Annotated in this window: 12 protein-coding genes; 9 read left to right on the top strand and 3 right to left on the bottom strand. The window is 62.8% G+C overall.

All coding sequences use genetic code 11. The features are described 5' to 3' along the window. The first annotated feature begins 356 nt into the window (after positions 1-356). From ACY35P_RS00960 to ACY35P_RS00930, 7 genes are all read left to right on the top strand, one after another. Entirely contained in the window at positions 357-1,775 is a 1,419-nt protein-coding gene (locus tag ACY35P_RS00960) for a DUF2130 domain-containing protein (protein WP_462113941.1), read from the top strand. A gap of 3 nt (positions 1,776-1,778) precedes the next feature. Continuing rightward, positions 1,779-2,348, top strand: a complete 570-nt coding sequence (locus tag ACY35P_RS00955; protein WP_462113940.1) for a restriction endonuclease subunit S — start codon at positions 1,779-1,781, stop codon at positions 2,346-2,348. 10 nt (positions 2,349-2,358) lie between these two features. Next, complete coding sequence (locus tag ACY35P_RS00950; protein ID WP_462113939.1) at positions 2,359-3,843, top strand: type I restriction-modification system subunit M; 1,485 nt, start codon at positions 2,359-2,361, stop codon at positions 3,841-3,843. A gap of 2 nt (positions 3,844-3,845) precedes the next feature. After that, a complete protein-coding gene (locus ACY35P_RS00945; RefSeq protein WP_462113938.1) occupies positions 3,846-5,075 on the top strand; it encodes a restriction endonuclease subunit S in 1,230 nt (409 codons plus the stop codon). Further along, a complete protein-coding gene (locus tag ACY35P_RS00940) occupies positions 5,072-8,308 on the top strand; it encodes a type I restriction endonuclease subunit R (RefSeq protein WP_462113937.1) in 3,237 nt (1,078 codons plus the stop codon). The genes ACY35P_RS00945 and ACY35P_RS00940 overlap by 4 nt, the downstream gene beginning before the upstream one ends. After that, the gene (locus ACY35P_RS00935) at positions 8,305-9,036 is read left to right on the top strand and encodes a M48 family metallopeptidase (protein WP_462113936.1); all 732 of its coding nucleotides are present in this window, start codon (positions 8,305-8,307) and stop codon (positions 9,034-9,036) included. The genes ACY35P_RS00940 and ACY35P_RS00935 overlap by 4 nt, the downstream gene beginning before the upstream one ends. 300 nt (positions 9,037-9,336) lie before the next feature. Then, positions 9,337-9,867 (top strand): hypothetical protein, encoded by a 531-nt coding sequence (locus ACY35P_RS00930; RefSeq protein ID WP_462113935.1) that lies wholly within the window; start codon positions 9,337-9,339, stop codon positions 9,865-9,867. 460 nt (positions 9,868-10,327) lie between these two features. Here the strand turns inward: ACY35P_RS00930 and ACY35P_RS00925 are convergent, their stop codons facing one another. The 3 genes from ACY35P_RS00925 to ACY35P_RS00915 form a co-directional block, all read right to left on the bottom strand. Next, positions 10,328-11,053: a TSCPD domain-containing protein gene (locus tag ACY35P_RS00925; protein ID WP_462113934.1), complete on the bottom strand. Its 726-nt coding sequence runs from the start codon at positions 11,051-11,053 to the stop codon at positions 10,328-10,330. Positions 11,054-11,165: 112 nt separating this feature from the next. Then, on the bottom strand, positions 11,166-12,134 hold the full coding sequence (locus ACY35P_RS00920) for a hypothetical protein (RefSeq protein ID WP_462113933.1): 969 nt from the start codon (positions 12,132-12,134) through the stop codon (positions 11,166-11,168). Between the two features lie 213 nt (positions 12,135-12,347). Next, a complete protein-coding gene (locus tag ACY35P_RS00915; RefSeq protein ID WP_462113932.1) occupies positions 12,348-14,510 on the bottom strand; it encodes an adenosylcobalamin-dependent ribonucleoside-diphosphate reductase in 2,163 nt (720 codons plus the stop codon). Between the two features lie 452 nt (positions 14,511-14,962). On the opposite strand from ACY35P_RS00915, the gene ACY35P_RS00910 reads away from it, so the two are divergent. Together ACY35P_RS00910 and ACY35P_RS00905 are read left to right on the top strand one after the other, a co-directional pair. Then, entirely contained in the window at positions 14,963-16,390 is a 1,428-nt protein-coding gene (locus ACY35P_RS00910) for a trypsin-like peptidase domain-containing protein (RefSeq protein ID WP_462113931.1), read from the top strand. A 33-nt stretch (positions 16,391-16,423) separates the two neighbouring features. After that, entirely contained in the window at positions 16,424-16,819 is a 396-nt protein-coding gene (locus tag ACY35P_RS00905; protein WP_462113930.1) for a hypothetical protein, read from the top strand. The last annotated feature ends 3 nt before the right edge of the window (positions 16,820-16,822 follow it).

Below are 16,822 nucleotides of genomic sequence, written 5' to 3'. Positions count from 1 at the left end.
CCTAGCCGCAATGGCTCGCGGGGCACCTGACGCTACGTGGCCCCTCAGTTCCGCTCCGGCAGCGTTCTCCGCCCCAAGCCGCGGTCGCCAACCTTTCGTCGGCAGACAGGGATTTCATACAAAATACCTGTTGACGTCCATTCAGGACGGGCTTAGCGTAACGGTGTGGGCGCAGAAACGCATGCAGTTTCGCGATTCATGTACCCACAAAGACAAAGCCCGGCGTTGGCGCGCCGGGCTTTGGAAGACCAACCCGAGCCTGCGCCCGAGCCGATAACAGCACCGCCAGAGTGGCGGATTTGGTTCTTGGGGTCAACGCATGCTCATAACTTCGACCCCAGGAGGGTTCAGTTTTTATGAGCGATTTCAACATCTCCTGCCCACATTGCCGGGCGGCCTTCCAACTCACGAAAGCGCTGGCCGAGCCGATGTTGGCTGAGGCTCGTCTCAAGCTCGAGGCTGATACCGAACAGCGGATCGCAACCGAGCGCGACCACGCTGCGCGAGCTGCCCAGCAAGCCATCGAAGCAGCGATCGCGACCGAGCGGCAGGCAACACAGCAGGCCATGGCCGAACGTGACGCACAACTCCAGGCGGCCAAGTCCGCAGAGCTCGCGGCGCTCAAGGTGAAGGAAGCTGCTGAACAGGCTCGCCGCGATCTTGAGCTCGAGGTCCAGCGACAGGTTGAGGCACGTAGCGCCGAAATCGCGGCGAAGGCCATGGAGCAAGCAAAGGATGAAGTGGCTGCGCAGTTGGAAGCCGCCAAGTCACAGCTCGCTGCCAAGGACGAGAAGCTCAGGGCAGCGCAGCAGGCAGAAGTCGACGCGCTCAGGCTGAAGGCCGAAGCTGAAGAGGCCAAGCGCGAGGTCGACCTCGTAGTTGCCCAGCGCCTGGACGAAGAGCGGGCCAAGGTCCGCGAAGCGGCATACAAGGAACGCGACGACGCCAACCGCCTGAAAGTTGCGGAGAAGGACAAGCAGCTCGAGGCCATGCGCGAGCAGATCGAGGAGTTGCGCCGCAAGGGCCATAGCGTCTCTCAGCAGCTCGCAGGCGAAGTGGCTGAACTCGACCTCCTGGCACTCCTGCAGAAGGCATTTCCGGCTGACCGCTTCGAGCGCGTCGGAAAGGGCCAGAACGGCGGCGACCTGATTCAGACCGTGGTGTCTTCCGCGGGCGCATCAAGCGGCACGATCCTGTGGGAGTGCAAGCGCACCAAGGCGTGGCAGAGCCAGTGGCTGCCGAAGCTGCGAGAGGATCAGCGCGCAGCAAAAGCCGACATTGCGATTCTGGTTTCCGAAACGACGCCTCCCGACCTGGCGTCATTCGGACAGATGGATGGCATTTGGGTGACCTGTCCACAGACCCTCGTTCCTGTGGCGCAGGCGCTGCGCCAGGGGCTACTGGAGGTCGCAACGACACGGCGGGTGACCGCGCTCACCGACACGGCCAAGGACAAGGTCTTCGACTACCTGACGACTCCGCCCTTCCGCCAGCGAATGACTCGCATCGTCGAAGCGTACGAAGAGCTGCGCAGCGATCTCGACAAGGAGAAGAAGGCAATGAGTGCCCTGTGGAGTCGGCGCGAAAAACAGCTTGACCGAGTGCTGGGCGGCGTGACCGGATTCTACGGCGACTTGCAGGGTATCGCAGGCAGCAGCATGCCGACGTTGGAAAGCCTGGAGCTTCCCGGCCCTGAGTGCGACGAGCCTAAGCCACGCCTCGCGATGGTGTCAGGTTCTGACGTAGTCCCGGCTAACGACACCAAAGGACCCTGACCCATGCAATCGAGGCTGGCCGACGTCGCCGATGTCCGCACTGGATTCCCGTTCCGGGGCAAGGTGATGGACGACCCGTCCGGAAAGCTCGCCGTTGTCCAAATGAAGGACATCAGCGACGCCGGCCTCCTCGATGCAGGCGGTTATCTGCGGATCAACGAGGAGCCGGCCCACAGCCGGCACCTCCTCAAGCAAGGCGATGTGTTGTTGCAGTCGCGGGGAACCAAGTTCCCCGCCGGCGTAGTCGACGCGGAAGTCCATGGCATCGCCGCGCTGGGGCTGCACGTGCTGCGTCCTGGGGAACGGTTGCTGCCGGCGTACCTGGCGTGGGTGATGAATCACCCGGCGACGCGCGAGGCACTCCGCGGTATCGCCAGAGGCAGCTACATCCCATTCCTCTCGAAGAGCGATCTCGTGGATCTGAAGGTCCCGGTACCGCCTATCCAGACCCAACGCCAGATCGTCGAAGTGGCGCGACTTGAGCGGGAAACCGCCCGCCTTACCGCCCAACTTCAGACCCTGCGCGATCAACATTCCGCGGCCGTTACCTGGCGCGCCGCAACCAGAACCTGAGAGCCGAGACATGACTGACCAGAAATCCATCAACGACGCCGTATGGCGGGCCTGCGACACCTTCCGCGGCACCATCGACGCCACGATGTACAAGGACTACATCCTCGTGATGCTGTTCGTGAAGTACCTGTCCGACCTGCACAAGGAGAGGGCAGACGAGTACCGCAAGCGCTACAAAGGTGATGAGTCACGTGTCGCCCGCGCCATGGCGCGCGAACGCTTCTCGCTCCCGGGAGAGTGCGATTTCGACCACCTGTACGCGCAGCGGAAGCAGCCGAACATCGGCGAGCTCATCAACAAAGCGCTAGCCAAGATCGAAGACGAGAACAAAGCCAAGCTGGAAGGCGTGTTCCGCAACATCGACTTCAACAGCGAAGCGAACCTGGGCGAGACCAAGGAGCGCAACGCGCGCCTGGCTCACCTGTTGGAAGACTTCAACGACCCGCGCCTCGACCTGCGGCCGTCAAAGGTCGGCCACCGCGACGTCATCGGAGACGTTTACGAATTTCTGATTGGCAACTTCGCCTCGGATGCCGGCAAGAAGGGCGGAGAGTTCTACACCCCCGCCGAGGTGTCTCGGCTGCTAGCCACCATCGTGGCCCCCCAACCGGGCGATCGCATCTGCGATCCGTGTTGCGGCTCGGGATCGCTCCTTATCCGCGCCGGGCGCGCCGTAGGCTCGGATGACTTTTCGCTCTACGGGCAGGAGCCCAACGGCGCAACGTGGGCGCTCGCGCGCATGAACATGTTCCTGCACGACCTGGACAATGCCCGCATCGAGCGCGGCGACACGATCCGCAGCCCAAAGCTGATCGAAGCCGACCGCCTGATGAAGTTCAACGTCGTTGTGGCCAATCCGCCGTTCTCACTCGACAAGTGGGGCGCAGATACGGCAGCTCAAGACCCGTACAACCGGTTCTGGCGTGGTGCGCCGCCCAAGAGCCGCGGCGACTATGCCTTCATCTCACACATGGTCGAGACAATGAACGCCCAGGACGGGCGCGTGGGCGTCGTAGTGCCGCACGGCGTGCTGTTTCGTGGCGGATCGGAAGGACTCATTCGTCAGCGTTTGATCGAAGAAAACCTGCTGGAGGGCGTGATCGGTCTACCAGCGAACCTGTTCTACGGGGTTGGCATCCCAGCTGCGCTGATGTTCTTCAAGCGCAACAAGAGCGATAAGGGTGTGTTCTTCATCGATGCCAGTCGCGAGTTCGCGGAAGGAAAAAACCAGAATCGCCTGCGGGAAAACGATTTCGAGAAGATTGTTGGCACTTGGCGAAAACGCGAGAATGTCGACCGATATGCGCATCTGGCCAACTTTGATGAGATCCAGGAGAACGAGTTCAACCTCAATATTCCGCTCTATGTAGATTCCTTCGAGGAAGAAGAGCCCGTAAATCTCGACGCGGTGACGAAGGAAATGTCAAAGATCGAGGAGGAGCTCGCTAACGCTCAAAAAGCGCTTGCCAAGGCACTCGATGAGTTGGGGATCTGATCATGATTCGCGTCTCGAACGTCGTAGCAAGCTTGCGTGCGGGCGTCAGCCCAGTTTGCGAACCAGCTGCCCCTGGCCCCGAGGATTACGGGATCCTCGCCCTATCTGCAATTACATCCGGCGACGTCAGTAGAAGGAATGCAAAAAGATTGGCGGCCACTCGATTCAGAGACGAGTGGCCGTCTATCCGCAAAGGCACTGTCTTGGTTTCGCGCGCAAGCGGGAGCAGAGATCTTGTAGGCGCATGCGTTCTTGTTGAGAGAGACGAACCGAAGCTCGTTCCACCAGACACAGCCTGGGTGATTGAAGTTTCAAAAGAACATTCAGCTCGAGCGTTCGTCGAGTACCTTCGCTCGCCCAAGGGCCGAAAGGCCATTCATGAGATTGCACGCGGAAGCAACGGAACTTGGAAGATTTCGCAAGAATCTTTCTTGTCGCTTTGGATGCCCTCCCTCAACCCGGAAGTCGAACAGCGAGTAGACATCCTCTCGCAAGTCTTGGACGCCAACCTGTCGAGCCTCGGTGCTCTGGTTCGAGAAAAGCGCAAGTTTAAGCTTGGTATTGTGCAGCAGCTGCTTACCGGCACAAAACGCTTTCCAGAGTTCGTTGATAGCAGCGCGACCCAAGCCGGCGTTTTTAAGGAGCTGCCTGCCGATTGGAAGATCCTTAAAATCGGAGACATCGCCGCTGAATCAGTCGATCGAGGCGAAACCGATGGGGCAATTGTCTACTCGTGCACGAAGCATGATGGCCTAGTGCCTTCACTTGAGTATTTCGGAAGGCAGGTTTTCAGTCGCAATCTCAACGCATATAAGCGGCTGAATGTCGGTGATTTTGCGTATGCGACAAATCACATTGAAGAAGGCTCAATCGGGCTGCTACGCAAAGGCGGAAAGCCAGGGCTTGTGAGTCCAATGTACACGGTGTTTCACTGCCACGAGGTAGTGAACCCTGAGTTCCTTTTTGCGGTTCTAAAAACAGAGAACTACAGGCGGATCTTCGAAAGTCGAATGAGCGCGTCGGTAGATAGGCGCGGCAGTCTGCGTTGGAAAGAGTTCTCGAAGATTCGTGTTCCTCTGCCGTCGCTGCACGAACAGGATCGAATCGTAAGAGTGCTCGAATTGCTGGATTCCGAGATCTGGAAGCTAGATAAGCAACACGAGTTGCTTCGTCGATACAAGCGCGGCCTTATGGATCGTACGTTTTCTGGCGCGCTTTCGGTGGCTGCGTGAACGCTATTCCTAACAGTACTCCACCCTTCGCCGAGGACGCTGTATCACAGCTACCCGCTATGCACTTGTTGCAGAAGCTTGGGTGGACACTGTTGACCCCGGCCGCTGCGTTGAGAATGCGTGGGGGACGCAAAGGCGAGGTGCTGCTCCGGTCGATTCTTGAGAGTCAGATGGCAGCGATAAACAGCTTTGAATATCGCGGCGGCATATATCAATTTGATCGCTCCGGGATTGAGGAAGGCATCCGAGCCCTAAGCAACTTGGGCGACGATGGTCTAGTACGGACCAATGAAAAAGTCTGGGAGCTGATTCGCTTCGGCAAAGGGATACCGCAGACGGTGGACGGTGATACCAAGAGCTATACGTTTCGCTATATCGATTGGGAGCACCCAGAACGCAATGTCTTTCACGTCAGCGATGAGTTCAGCGTCGAGTCCTTCGGCACGACCAAGTCACGACGGCCAGACCTAGTGCTGTTCGTCAACGGCATTCCCTTTTCGGTCATTGAGTGCAAGCGCCCAGGCGACGTCGGTGGCCGGGAACCGCTGGAGCAAGCGATCTCCCAACAGTTACAAAACCAGCGCGAGGGCGAGATACCCAAGCTCTTCCATTACGCGCAAGTCCTTATGGGACTTACCGTTAATCAGGCCGCATATGCCGCAACCGGGACAGCGCTCCCGTTCTGGCAAGGCTGGCGTGAGCAGGTGTTTTCAGAGAACGACCTGTCCAGCTTGCTGCGCAGACCGCTGACCGCAGAGGAGTCCGATCAGACGTTTGCTAACGACGCTACCCGATCACCCGGTAGGACCAATGCAGCAGCCCGCGCTTGGTTGGACGGGGTCATTGCGTCCGGGCGGACCCCAACCGAGCAAGACAAGCTGCTCAATTCCCTTGCGACACCAGAACGGCTGCTAGCACTCGCTAGCCGATACACTGTGTTCGAAGGTGGTACCCGCAAGCTGGCGCGGTATCAGCAGTACTTCACAGTCGAGGAAATTCTGAGCCGCGTCGAGAACGTCGATGCCAACGGCGTCCGGCGCGGCGGTCTTGTCTGGCATACCCAGGGCAGCGGCAAATCGTTGACCATGGTGATGCTGGCGGAATCGCTTCTGGAAAAGTTCGCTGCGCTCAGCCCAAAGATCATCCTCGTCACCGACCGGGTTGATCTGGATGACCAGATCTACGGCACCTTTCGGGCGAGTGGCGTCCACACCCAGCAGGCGAGCACCGGCCGCCACTTGCTTGAGTTGCTGCAGAGCAGTCGAACGGAAGTCATAACGACCTTGCTACAGAAGTTCGAGGCAGCTGTGAATGCCAGGGAGGCTGAACTCGACAGCCCCAATATTTTCGTGCTGGTCGATGAGGGACATCGCAGTCACTCCGGGCAGTTTCATGCAGCCCTGCGCCGGGTCATTCCGAAAGCATGCTTCATCGGGTTCACCGGCACGCCGGTATTTAAGTCGCAGGTCCCTACGGTCGAGAGATTCGGGGGATTAATCGCGTCGGCGTACACGATCGATCAGGCGGTGGCGGACAAAGCCGTGGTGCCCCTCCTGTATGAGGGACGCCATGTGGAGCAACGCGTTGACCAGATTTCCATCGACGAGTGGTTCAGCCGCTACACGGCGGCGCTTACCGACGCCCAAAGAGCGGACCTGAAGCGGAAGTACTCCTCAGCCGACCAGTTGAATCGCACTGAGCAAAAGGTGCGCGCCATTGCTTGGGACGTCAGCGTCCACTTCCAGACCAACTTCAAGGGAACCGGGTTCAAGGGGCAATTGGTCACACCGTCGAAAGCTACGGCCCTGTTGTATAGGCAATTCCTACATGAGTTCGGAATGGTCACCAGCGAGGTGCTGATCTCGGGTCCGAGTTCCATCGAGGGCAATGAAGACGCGGACGAGGGCAAGGGTCGCGGCAGTCAAGCTGTGGACGCGTTCTGGGTCGAGATGATGAAGCGGTACGGCAATGAGTCGCGCTACCAGAAGGACGTAACAACGCGTTTCAAGAGTGCAGATGAACCCGAGATCATCATCGTTGTCGATAAGTTGCTTACCGGATTCGACGCCCCCCGCAATGCTGTGCTCTATCTGACGCGGTCGCTGAAAGATCACAAACTGTTGCAGGCTATTGCGCGTGTGAACCGCGTTTCAGAAGGGAAAGATTTCGGCTTAATCATCGACTACTACGGGATCATCGACCATCTAGGAGAAGCATTGGAGCAGTACACCGATGCGGCCGAAGATTTCCAGACGCACCTCAGTGATGTGATGCATGTTCTTGACGGCGCGGTGCGCGAGCTGCCGCAGCGGCACAGCGACGTTTGGGATGTATTCAAGACCGTGTCGAACAAGGAAGATCGAGAGGCAATGGAGCGCTTCCTTGCTTCCGAAGGGGAGCGGCACAAGTTCTATGAGCGTTTGACGAATTACGCCAAAGCGCTTCGTCTGGCACTCGCAGCAGCCACCTTCCACGAGAATACCCCTGCCGCCCAGATTGATCGGTACCGCCGGGATCTGAAGTACTTCATGGAGCTGCGCGCGTCCGTGGCCCGTCGGTACGCCGAGAAGGTGGACTTCAAGCAGTATCAGGGTGCGATCCAGAAGCTGCTCGACGTCTACGTGGGTGCGGGCCAGGTTGAGACGTTAGTCGAGCCGGTTTCCATCCTGGACAAGGATGCATTTGCCAAGGACGTAGATACAGCAGGAACGCCAGATGCCAAGGCGGAGATGATTGCCAATCGGGTAAGGAGTGCGATTCACGAACACATCGATGAGGACCCGGTCTTTTACAAGCGGTTTTCTGATCTCATCGACAAGACTATCGCGGACCTGCGAGCTGATCGGCTCTCGCAACTCGATGCGCTCAGTGCGCTGAAAGACATCCAGGAGCGGGTGCGGGATCGCCGTACTTATGAGGATGTGCCAGAAGTTCTCAAGGCGCGAGATGTCGCCAAGTCCTACTACGACGTGGTGCGCGATCAGTTCGCGAGCGGCGGCCTTACGATAGATGAGAACGTCGCTGCCCATCTGGCAGCTCGTATCGACGACCTGATCATGGCCAAGCGCAAGGTCGACTGGGCGGAGGACTTGGACGTCCAGAACCAGATGAAGATCGCTATCGAGGACGAACTTTTTGCCCTCAAGGCGGAACACGGCTTGGAGCTCGACTTCGACTCCATCGACCGACTGCTCGATCGGTTGATCGATATTGCACGCAGGCGCGTTCCGTGACACCGGAAACGGTTGAGATTCGTGTCCTTAGCGTGGGCGAGATCGACGTTCTTACGTACTCACTCCGCCGCACGGATCGACGCCGAACTGTCGGGATCTTTGTCGAGCCGTATGGGCAGGTTGTAGTACTAGCGCCGCCAGCAGCATCGGTGGAGCGAATCGAGCAGATCGTACGGCGGCGGCTGAAGTGGATTCGGGGAAAGCAGAGACTGGCAGAGTCTTATCCGAGTCCACCGCAACCTCGTGAATGGGTGGCGGGTGAAACGCACCGATATTTGGGTCGTCAGTATCGATTGAAGCTAGCGGCGGGCTGCTCGACGTCCGTCAAGTTGGTCGGTGGCTACTTCCTCGTGGTCACCCCAGACCCGCAGGACCGTGACCAAATTCGCAAAGCCATGGAGGACTGGTACAAGCGCCACGCGTTCACGCTGTTAAGCGACCGCGTCCGGAGAGCAATATCGTTGTCGTCATGGTTGCGAATGGAGATTCCGCCGATACGGGTCCGGCTTCTGACTCGCAGATGGGGGTCAACGGCGGTGTCCGGGCGCATTACGTTCAACATAGACCTCGTGAAGCTTCCGCTATCGTGTATCGACTATGTCGTGGCGCATGAGCTTGTGCATCTGAAGATCCCGAACCATTCGCCAGCATTCTGGGGCATGCTAGGAAGGGTAATGCCCAACTGGCGAAAGTGCAGAAGCAGGCTAGCAAGCGCGGAAACGTCTTAGGTCCGTGACACCCTGCTGATGGCCGTCGAGGGGTTGGACTTTGTATCGAGATCGGGCCAATCGGAGCGCAGTCCTCCCTTCGACGCTCCCGCTTCGGTCTTGCGCAGTTGGGGTATCTGAGCCCACAGTGGCCGTACGACTGGTTTCCTCGACCCGGAATCTGTCCCTCATAGACGCCTTGTTGCTCATGAAGCTGCGTGCACCTCCGGCCTGACCCGGAAACTGTCCCTGATAGCGAGGGCTATACGCGGTAGGCTCTGCCTCGAGTCCCGTCGGTCGTTGAACGCGGTGTGGCACGCCGTGTCGGAAAGCATCGCGTCGGTGGCGCTTCCCTCCATTACTGGAGTGGCGGAAGCGTTGGTGATCGAGTGGCCATCTGAGGCGGGCGGGGCGATGGGCGACACCAGAGATGTTGTAGGAGCGAGGCGGATGACTCGATATCAAGGTTCGACCCATGTCGATCTCGCCGATCCCGTTGCGCTGCGCGACCTTGGGCGGGTAGTCATTGCGCTGCTTGAAAAATGGGGCCTGAGCGCGGAGCAGCAGCTAGCACTTCTCGCGAGCAAGGGGCAGTCTGTTTCAACATTGCAGCAGTTGAACAACGGAGACTGTTCTTTGCCGCCCGCGGTGCTACAGCGCTTCGGGCACTTGATAGGCATCCATGGTTCGCTGCGACTGCTGTTTCCAGAAGATAAGGAGTTGCGCTTTTCTTGGATATGGAGGCGCAATCTAGCCTTCGACGGTTTAGCGCCCATCGACATCATGCTCAGAGACGGGGCGGACGGGATAGCGAGAGTTTGGGCCGTGCTTGACCAGCAGTGCATGCAGTAGCCGTCAGCGGTGTGGACATGCTTACGTGCACGGGGAGTGCGCGATGCACCATGGCGCCGCTCCTCCGCCGTGGCACGGTTTATCGTGACGCCGTACGGCTCCCGAGGAAAGCCGACTGCCTCTACATAGAAGTGCAAATTTGCGCGTCTATGTAAATAGCTGTAAGCCGGTGCGGCGCCTATTCCGCTTCCTCCAGTGTTCCCATGCGGTGGCTACGGCGAACGGCTCGCGTGACGCATCACAGAGTTCGCAACTTAGATTGAGCTCCCGCTGCAAAGGCTGAGCTCGCAGGCTATAGAGCCAGCAGCGTGCAAGAAAAAACCCCCCCTGGCCTTCCGGCGAGGGGGTATGCAGTGAACGCTAGCGTCTTATGTGGGCCTTCGTAGCGGCTTATGTGCGCCCGGCTAGCGACTTATGCTTGTCCCCACACGCCCGGAATCCCCTTAGTTACACGCTCGCCTCACCCGCACTTGCTGTATCCGCAATTCAAGCAAGTCGCGCACCCGTCCATCAGCACCAGCGCCTTCGTGCTGCACTTGTGGCACATGGTTGCGCTGGGCGGGAAGCTGGTGCCGTCGCCGGTGACGGACACGCTCTCGTTCGCGGCCGGGGCGCTCGCGCGCTCGTAGGCGGCGCGCTTCTCGGCGATCAGGGCGCGCTGCGCGTCGCTGAGTTCGGGGTCGTGGATCATGCCGATCGACTTGAGGTGGTCTTCCACTACCGCGCCGATCTCGGCGACCAGGCTCGGCATGTACACGCCGCCGGCCTTGAAGTAGCCGCCGCGCGGGTCGAAGACGGCCTTCATCTCGTCGACGAGGAACGTCACGTCGCCGCCCTTGCGGAAGACGGCAGACATGATGCGGGTGAGGCCGACGATCCACTGGAAGTGGTCCATCGACTTCGAATTGATGAAGACCTCGAACGGGCGGCGCTGCTCGTGCTCGGTGCCGGCGTTGAGGACGATGTCGTTGATCGTCACGTACATCGCGTGCTCGACCAGCGGCGTCTTGATCTTGTACGTCGAGCCGATCAGCACGTCCGGGCGCTCGAGGCGCTCGTGCATCTGGATGACGTCCGCGGTCTTCGGCGCCTCGGGGGCGGGGTTGGCGGCCTGGGCCTCGCGCGCGCGGTCGTCCGCGCTGACGACCTGGTAGCCCTTGATTTTCTTTTCGATCTTGACGGCCATCGGCCCCGTTCCCCGTGTCGCTGGTTGTTGAGTGGTGGAAGCGTCGCGTGGTGCGCCGCCTCGTGGATTCGGTGGTGCCGGCGGCGAACCGCCGGCACCGGGTCACTGCGTGTTACAGGCTGGCGCGGCTGTCGCTCGAACGGCTGCGGCCGTTTGCGCTACGGGCGCCGGCCGAGGCGCGGCCACCGGCCGACTTGCGCGCGCCGGTCGACTTGGAGGCCGCCTTGCGGGCGCCGCCCTTCTTGGCCGCCGTCTTGCGGGCACCGGTGGACTTCGACGCGGACTTCCGCGCGCCTGTCGACTTCGAAGCCGACTTGCGGGCGCCGCCCTTCTTCGCGGCCGTCTTGCGACCGCCGGTCGAGGCGCGCGTCTGCGCACCCTTGCGGGCGGCGGCCGAACGGCGCGCGCTGGCGGCGGTCTCGCGGACGGCCTTGGTCGCGCGGGTCACGGACTTCTTGACCGCCTTCTTGACCGCGTTGACCTTGCGGGTCGTGGCGGCCTTCTTGCCGGCCTGGACGCGCGTGGTCGACTTGCGGCCCGTGCCGCCGGCCGACTTGCGGGCCGTCGACGTCGAGGCGGACTTGCGCGCCGTCGTCTTCTTGGCGGCGGACTTGCGGCCACCGGCCGACTTCGAAGCCGTCGTCGAGCGCGAGCCCGCCGACTTCGAGGCGCTCTTGCGCGCACCGGTCGACTTCGACGCCGAGCTGCGGCCACCGGCCGACTTCGACGCGGACTTGCGGGCACCCGTCGACTTCTTCGAAGCCGACTTGCGACCGCCGGTCGAAGCGCTGCCGCCCTCGGACGCCGCGCGGCTACGCGACGTGGTGGCGGTCTTGCGGGCGCCGGTCGACTTGGAGGCGCGAGCCTCCTTGCGGGCGGCGGTGCTGGTGCGCTTGAGCGCCTTCTTGGCGTTCTTGACGACGCGGCCCACGGCCTCGCCCGCGCCGCTGGCGGTGTCGACGACCTTCTCCACGACGGTGCTGGCGGTATCGGCGACGGCGCTGCCGATGTTGGTGGCGGTCTCGGCGACGGTGCTCGCCGCGTTCGACAGCGTAGCGGTCACTCCATTTCCATTGCTCATCGGAAAGCCCTCCTTAGGGGCGCTGTTATGCGGTATCGGGATAACGGGTAATGCGTTATCGCGGCGACCTATACCGTCGCTGCACACAACACGGTGTGAAAACTACGCGTACTGCATCGGGGTTTTTGACGGGACGGATGCGTTGCTGACGGACGGCGGCGACGCATCGGGCGCCGCGCGCCGGGTACGTCGCCCGGCGCGTCGGCAGGTGGATCAGAACTTGCCGTAATAGCCTTCCTTCAGCGCGTCGAAGAGGTTGGCGGCGGTGTGCATCTCGCCGTCGTACTCGACCTCCTCGTTGCCGCGGACCTCGACGAAGCTGCCGTCCTCGAGCTCGAAGCGGTAGGTCGTGTTCTCCAGGTCCTTCTCCTTGACCAGCACGCCCTGGAAGGCGGCCGGGTTGAAGCGGAACGTGGTGCAGCCCTTGAGGCCCTGCTGGTGGGCGTAGCGGTAGATGTCCTTGAAGTCCTCGTACGGGTAGTCCGTGGGGACGTTCGCCGTCTTGGAGATCGAGCTGTCCACCCACTTCTGCGCCGCGGCCTGCACGTCGACGTGCTCCTTCGGCGTGATGTCGTCGGCGGCGATGAAGTAGTCCGGCAGCTGGCCGGCCGGGTCCTCGGAGAACGGCATCGCGCGGGCGTTGACCAGCTCGCGGTAGGCGAGGAGCTCGAACGACCAGACGTCCACCTTCTCCTTCGACTTCTTGCCCTCGCGGATCACGTTGCGGCTGTAGTGGTGCGCGAAGGAGGGCTCGATGCCGTTGGAGGCGTTGTTGGCGAGGCTCAGCGAGATCGTGCCGGTGGGCGCGATCGAGCTGTGGTGGGTGAAGCGGCTGCCGACCTCGGCGAGTTCGTCCACCAGCTCGGGCGCCACCTCGGCCACGCGCTGCATGTAGCGCGAGTACTTGGCGTGCAGCACCTTGCCGGGGATCTCCTGGCCGATCTTCCAGCCGTCCTCGGCCATCTCCGGGCGCTTGCGCAGCATCTCGGCGGTGACGGTGAAGCGCTCCTCCATGATCGGGGCGGGGCCCTTCTCGCGGGCGAGCTCGAGCCCCATCTCCCAGCCGGCCACCGCCATCTCGCGGGCGATCTGCTCGGTGAACTCGCAGGATTCCTTGCTGCCGTACTTCATGCGCAGCATGGTCACCGTGCTGCCGAGGCCCAGGAAGCCCATGCCGTGGCGGCGCTTGCGCATGATCTCCTGGCGCTGCTGCTCCAGCGGCAGGCCGTTCACCTCCACCACGTTGTCGAGCATGCGGGTGAACACGCGCACCACCTCGCGGTACTCGTCCCAGTCGAACGTGGCCTGGTCGGTGAAGGCGTTACGCACGAACTTGGTGAGGTTCACCGAGCCCAGCAGGCAGGCGCCGTACGGGGGCAGGGGCTGCTCGCCGCAGGGATTGGTCGCGCGGATCGACTCGCACCACCAGTTGTTGTTCATCTCGTTGACGCGGTCGATGAGGATGAACCCGGGCTCGGCGTAGTCGTACGTCGAGACCATGATCATGTCCCACAGGTGCCGCGCGCGGATGTGGCCGTAGATCTTGCAGGCGACCAGGCCGTCCTCGCGGGAGACGTAGTTGCGGTGCGTCGGCCACTCGCGCCAGATCACCTGCTCGGCATTGGTCAGGTCGAGGTCGTCCTGTTCCTTGACGTGCACCGGGAACACGAGCGGCCAGTCGCCGTCGGCCTCGACCGCTTCCATGAAGCCGTCGGTGATCAGCAGCGAGAGGTTGAACTGGCGCAGGCGGCCGTCCTCGCGCTTGGCGCGGATGAAGTCGCGCACGTCGGGATGGCTGACGTCGAACGTGCCCATCTGCGCGCCGCGGCGGCCGCCGGCGGACGAGACGGTGAAACACATCTTGTCGTAGATATCCATGAAGGACATCGGGCCCGACGTGTACGCGCCGGCGCCGGCGACGAACGCGCCCTTGGGGCGCAGCGTCGAGAACTCGTAGCCGATGCCGCAGCCGGCCTTCAGCGTCAGCCCCGCCTCGTGGACCTTGTCGAGGATGCCGTCCATCGAGTCCTCGATGGTGCCGCTCACCGTGCAGTTGATCGTCGACGTGGCCGGCTTGTGCTCCAGCGCGCCGGCGTTGGACGTGATGCGGCCGGCGGGGATCGCACCGCGGCGCAGCGCCCAGAGGAAGCGCTCGTTCCAGTACTTCTGCTTCTCGCCGGTCGGCTCGGCCTCGGCCAGTGCCTTGGCGACGCGCTGGTAGGTCGCGTCGATGTCGGCGTCGACCGGGGCGCCGGTCTTGGTCTTGAGCCGGTACTTCTTGTCCCAGATGTCCAGCGAGGCCGGCTGCAGCGGGATGTCCCCGTCGGACTTCAGGGTCTTGGCCATGCCGACCACCTCCAGGCGCACCGTGCTCATTCCTGCGTCATCTCCAGTCAAGGCCACGCGGAGGCGGCCGGTCGTTCGGTCGACGGCCGCCGTGGCGACCGTTGTTATGGGGGTTGGTGTTCCACGGGCCGACAGTCCGGGAAAGCGGCCGTGAAACCGCTCGAAAGGGCGTCGGAAAGCATGGGCCGGAGGGTGCCCCTCCGACGCCTCTACCTCAACCTATTCCCCGTCGAGCCGTCGTGAACCACAAGATTTAGTGGCCACGAGGAAACGTCACGCTACGCTCACGACCGCCGGCGCGTCAACGCCTTGACGCCGTCGACCGCATGCTTTTCGCCCGTGTTTCGATGCTGCGCCGCGACAGCCCGACGAGCGGCGCGGGAACTGTCGGCGCGCGTCGCGGTCGGTCGGCACTTGAACGGAGGTCGCGCCGCCGCGACATCCTGTCCGCTGCCCGTTCGCCGCTTTTCCCGAGGACCGCGATGGCCACCCCCCGCACCACGCTGCTCACGCTCTCGCTCGCCGCCGCCTTCGGTGGCTTCGTCGCCACCGCCTGCCGCGAGGCCATCGACCCCGCCCACGCGGCGCCGGCGAGCGCGATCGCGCTGCCCACGGTGGCCGCGCTGCCGAGCGCGGTGGGCGCCACGCCGGTGCCTTCGCTCGCGCCGATGCTCGCGCGCGTCACCCCGGCGGTGGTCAGCGTGCATTCCAAGCAGCGCGTGCGGGTCAGCCCGTTCGCGAACCCGATCTACCGCCAGATGTTTCCCGAGTACACGCAGGAGCGCATCAACGAATCGCTCGGCTCCGGCGTGATCGTCGACGCGCAGCGCGGCCTGATCCTGACCAACCACCATGTTATCGAGGGCGCCGACCAGGTCTCGGTGACGCTCGCCGACGGACGCACGCTCGCTGCCGAATTCCTCGGCAGCGATCCCGACACCGATGTCGCGGTGCTGCGCATCAAGGCCGAAAAGCTGCAGGCGTTGCCGCTGGCGAATTCCGAGGCGCTGCGCGTGGGCGACTTCGTCGTCGCGGTCGGCAACCCGTTCGGCATCGGGCAGACGGTGACCAGCGGCATCGTCTCCGCCGTCAGCCGCAGCGGCCTGCCGGGGCTCGGCTACCAGAACTTCATCCAGACCGATGCCTCGATCAATCCCGGCAATTCCGGCGGTGCGCTGGTGAACCTCAACGGCGAGCTTGTCGGCATCAACACCGCGAGCTTCAATCCCCAGGGCGCGATCGCCGGCAACATCGGCCTGGGCTTCGCGATCCCGTCGAATCTCGCGCGCGGCATCGCCGAGCAGCTCGTCAACAACAAGGGCGTCGTGCGGCGGGGCACGTTCGGGCTGGAGACGCAGGACATCGACGACCGCCTCGCCCGCGCGCTCGGCGTCGCCGCCGACGCCGGTGCGGTGGTCACGCGCGTGTACCCGGGCTCGCCCGCGGCGCAGGCCGGGCTGCGCGCGGGCGACGTGGTGACCGCGGCGAACGGCCAGCGCATCACCGGGCGCGATGCGCTTCGCAACTTCGAGGGCCTGCAGGCGCTCGGCGCGCGCGTGGCGCTCGACGTGCTGCGCGAGGGCAAGCCGCTGAAGCTGCAGATCGGCCTGCAGGAGCAGCCGCGCAGCGTGGCGGGCGCCGACCTCGACCCGCGCCTCGCCGGCGCGATCTTCGCGGAACTGCCCGCCAACCTGCGCAGCGCGGGCGCTGCCGGCGTGCTGGTGCAATCGGTCGCACGCGGCTCGCGGGCGGCGCAGAATGGCCTGCAGGCGGGCGACGTGGTGGTCGCGGCCACGATCGGCGACTTCGACGACCTGGCGGCCTTCCGCGCCGGCTTCACGCGCCAACCGGCAGATTTGGCGCTGCGCGTGATGCGCGGGAATCGACAGGGCGTCCTGTCCCTCCGTTGACCCCCGAAATTCCCCCGATCCAGGAGCAGCGACATGGCGAGCAACAACGGCAATGGTTCTTCGTCCACCGAAGTGAGCGCGGGCGGTGCCTTCCGTTCGAATCTTTCCGAGGCCGGCAGCAGCCTCAAGCAGGCCGCGGTCGACAGCGGCGATGCACTCAAGAACGCGGCTGTGGCGGCCGGGGAGGAACTCCGCGTGGGCAAGGCGAATCTCAAGGCGGACCTCGCCGACACCGCACTCGCGGGCATCGCCGCGGCGGAAGTCGCCGGCAGCGCGGCGCGCGAGCAGATGGACACGCTGATGGACAAGGGTCGCGACCTGGTCGACAGCGCCGCCGAGATCATCCGCGAGCGTCCGCTGGTGAGCTTCGGCGCGGCCTTCGCGGCGGGCTGGCTGATCGCGAAGCTGGCGCGCGGCAACGACCGCTAAGCC

Source organism: Lysobacter xanthus, assembly GCF_047159895.1.
Note: the sequence above shows the minus strand (reverse complement) of the source record. Positions and strands in the feature narration are given on the sequence as shown.

Coding starts and splice junctions, on each gene's coding strand:
- ACY35P_RS00960 (WP_462113941.1), top strand. CDS start 357: ATGAGCGATTTCAACATCTCCTGCCCACATTGCCGGGCGGCCTTCCAA.
- ACY35P_RS00955 (WP_462113940.1), top strand. CDS start 1,779: ATGCAATCGAGGCTGGCCGACGTCGCCGATGTCCGCACTGGATTCCCG.
- ACY35P_RS00950 (WP_462113939.1), top strand. CDS start 2,359: ATGACTGACCAGAAATCCATCAACGACGCCGTATGGCGGGCCTGCGAC.
- ACY35P_RS00945 (WP_462113938.1), top strand. CDS start 3,846: ATGATTCGCGTCTCGAACGTCGTAGCAAGCTTGCGTGCGGGCGTCAGC.
- ACY35P_RS00925 (WP_462113934.1), bottom strand. CDS start 11,053: ATGGCCGTCAAGATCGAAAAGAAAATCAAGGGCTACCAGGTCGTCAGC.
- ACY35P_RS00920 (WP_462113933.1), bottom strand. CDS start 12,134: ATGAGCAATGGAAATGGAGTGACCGCTACGCTGTCGAACGCGGCGAGC.
- ACY35P_RS00915 (WP_462113932.1), bottom strand. CDS start 14,510: ATGAGCACGGTGCGCCTGGAGGTGGTCGGCATGGCCAAGACCCTGAAG.
- ACY35P_RS00910 (WP_462113931.1), top strand. CDS start 14,963: ATGGCCACCCCCCGCACCACGCTGCTCACGCTCTCGCTCGCCGCCGCC.
- ACY35P_RS00905 (WP_462113930.1), top strand. CDS start 16,424: ATGGCGAGCAACAACGGCAATGGTTCTTCGTCCACCGAAGTGAGCGCG.